This is a genomic window from Vallitalea maricola (assembly GCF_036985595.1).
Taxonomy (GTDB): domain Bacteria; phylum Bacillota; class Clostridia; order Lachnospirales; family Vallitaleaceae; genus Vallitalea; species Vallitalea maricola.
On the sequence record NZ_BTPU01000124.1, the window covers coordinates 1 to 2,854 of the forward strand.

The window sequence follows — 2,854 nt, forward strand, 5'->3', positions numbered from 1 at the left end:
AGCTCCCCGTTTTTTATTCTCATTCTTCATTAAAATAATAAATTTACTTGTTCCAAAAATAAATAGCCAAAGAAAAAAATATACTAATTAATAATATATGTATAATAATATCTGTTATAAAAATCCCCTTAATTCTTTTTATTTTTTTAACTGTTATCAATATAATTATCCTATACTGAAACTCCAACAAACCTAAAACTAAGGCTATTAATGAAACAAGATTTTTAAAATTCTTAATATCACCTAGCATTTGAGGATTCCTGAACAAACGGTATAAATCAGTTGTAACACCACAAAACGGACATTCTTTACCTGTATATTTTTGATATGGACATATCCATAAATCAGGCATAATTTTTACCATTATGGGTGTAATCAATGGTAAACAAATAAAATATACCAATATCCCTAGGAAAACCCAGTTGTAAATAATAAATCTCTTTTTCATTATTGCACTGTTGCAATCGCAGATCCTAAACATACTACCCAAATGATAATTAATACTATTGCACATGCATTAAGCACGATTCCTGCAATCCCCATACCTTTTGGTTCATTGTTTTTGCTCTTTTTAACTGTTTCAACTATACCTAAGATAAGACCCACTACAGCAGGTATAAATGCTATTGTGTTACAAAATGGTATAAATGCAGCAATTGCAGAAACAATTCCTAACACTAAAGCAGCAACTCCCATGTTATTTGCCTCCTTTCAAGCATATAAGCTATATTATGTTATATTATAACATTATGCACTCCATATATATTTTAATGTAATTTGAATATTTTTATTAATATACATACATTATGTTACTATATTATAATTACTCATTAACCATTTAATGTCTTCAATTCTATCCTTATCTAAATCTTTTATGAAATCATCATAATATATTTCCCATTCCTTTTCCCTATCACCTATATCAATCAACAAAATGTCCATCCCCTCTCTATATCTTAATTCTTCATCATAGACTACCTTACCTAAAATAGCTAATTCCATATCATTCAATATATTAAATATACTATAAAACGTTTCTGCACCAAAAAGACAATCCCCTTTTAAAATATCTATAAAATCAATTAACGACTTCACATTATTCTTAATAATATCTATAATATCTTGTGTATCATTACATGCTTGAATTATATTTACCAATTCTTTAAACGAATCATCATCCATCCTATCATCTGTGTCCAATAAATTTACCTCTTGTAATTTTTGATTATCATCAACTATAACCATATATCTTAAACTACCATGATTAATATTACTAATGAGCCTGTCAGTAAAAACGCTTTTATATTCATTAATATAATATATAAGCTCCTTATTCTTAATATCTAAATTAATAAGTATTTCCTTAAAAATATTATCTAATAGCTTATTAATATCTTTACTTTCTAAATTACTAATTTTACTAATTATCATTTCATAATCAACTTTGGATATATGAATACTGATTCCTTCATTTTCAGCTATTAAGAAAAATATATAATTATTAATTACTATTTCAAATACATTGATTAATGCTTCACTATAGTTTAATTTGTATAACTCTCCATAACAACTTAACACTTCATCTATTTCATTAATAAAATAATTGCAAAACTTATTTTCTAACATTATTCTTTCTAGATACTTTCTAATATAAAAAACTCCCTGTATATCCATATCATTAATTGCTAAAGGATAATCAATACAGCAAATAGTTTCATGTGCATTATATAAGCAATTATACTCCCTTAAAAAATATGGTATAGCTGTGTGTAAAGTATCGTTATAAGCCTGTATATTTATTTGCAATTTATTATCCATGACATTTTTGTATAGCTCTTTACATTGCTCTAAACATAATTTTACTTCACTTAATCCTTTTTCATATACTTCTGTAATTCCTTCACTTTGTAATGTAATTAATCCTTCTTCCTGTGAACATTTACTTACATAAGCATCAATTGAATAATGGATAGACTGTAAAAGATTCTCCGCAACTTCTACTTTAACCGACGAACTCTCACCAAAAGTGTACTTTTCTATTAATTTCTTCAATATAACTAATATCTCTATATTATTTTTACTAATTAACTCCAAAGCCAAATCATTATTCATTAAAATGACACCCCCTTTAGAAAATCAGATTCTTGGTACTTGATTCGTTGATTTCTTGCAAAATTTTCAATTTCCCTTCCTTGCAATAATTCAATTGACCCCTTACAATAATCCTCAAAGAACTCTCTTAATATTTCTATAATCTCATCATCACTTAGATTATCTTCTGTCTCATTTTTCATATAATAAAAGACTTCTTGTAGTTCCATTAGAGTTGACACATACATATCTTGTTGTATATAAGATGAATTATAAAAACTCTTAATTAATTTATTAATGATTTCTGTACCTAATTCAATACGTCCATATCCTTTTAACAAATCATTTCTAACATCAATAATCTGCATAATCTCATGCTTAGAAAGTGTAAGACCATATTTTATGGTCTCTTCATTAAGTCTAATAATCTCATTGACCTGTTGTTCCGTTGAACTATTAACAATCATAATCGGTAATTTCATAACAACCTCCTAAATAAATTTATCCAAAAACCTTGACAAAAAACCCAAAATATGATATAGTAAAGTTGGTTTATTATGTCTTTTTATATAATTAAGCTTTAAATTTTATTATATATCATTCTTTACTTCTTGTCAACAAAAAAATATTTACCTATAATAAATAAAATTTGATATAGCCAGGAGTTATGAACATAGAAGAAAAATTGTTTTGTGATTCGTATTGAACGTCACTACGCGCAAAATAGTATATGTATATGTGAAGTAGTGAGGCAGGACGCCGA

At 26.4% G+C, this 2,854-nt stretch carries 4 protein-coding genes; all 4 read right to left on the reverse strand.

Features of this window, described 5'->3' with window-relative positions; all coding sequences use genetic code 11:
• Positions 1-43: 43 nt before the first annotated feature.
• The 4 genes from AACQ14_RS23395 to AACQ14_RS23410 all read right to left on the reverse strand — a co-directional run bounded on the left by AACQ14_RS23395 (position 44) and on the right by AACQ14_RS23410 (position 2,573).
• Positions 44-448, reverse strand: a complete 405-nt coding sequence (locus tag AACQ14_RS23395; RefSeq protein WP_339365964.1) for a hypothetical protein — start codon at positions 446-448, stop codon at positions 44-46.
• Positions 448-696 carry a hypothetical protein gene (locus AACQ14_RS23400; protein WP_339365965.1) on the reverse strand — a complete coding sequence of 83 codons (249 nt, stop codon included), beginning with the start codon at positions 694-696 and terminating at the stop codon, positions 448-450. The genes AACQ14_RS23395 and AACQ14_RS23400 overlap by 1 nt, the downstream gene beginning before the upstream one ends.
• Positions 697-804: 108 nt before the next feature.
• Positions 805-2,112 carry a DUF6179 domain-containing protein gene (locus AACQ14_RS23405; RefSeq protein ID WP_339365966.1) on the reverse strand — a complete coding sequence of 436 codons (1,308 nt, stop codon included), beginning with the start codon at positions 2,110-2,112 and terminating at the stop codon, positions 805-807.
• Positions 2,112-2,573, reverse strand: a complete 462-nt coding sequence (locus AACQ14_RS23410) for a DUF6323 family protein (protein ID WP_339365967.1) — start codon at positions 2,571-2,573, stop codon at positions 2,112-2,114. Before AACQ14_RS23410 ends, AACQ14_RS23405 begins: the two co-directional genes overlap by 1 nt.
• Positions 2,574-2,854 lie beyond the last annotated feature (281 nt).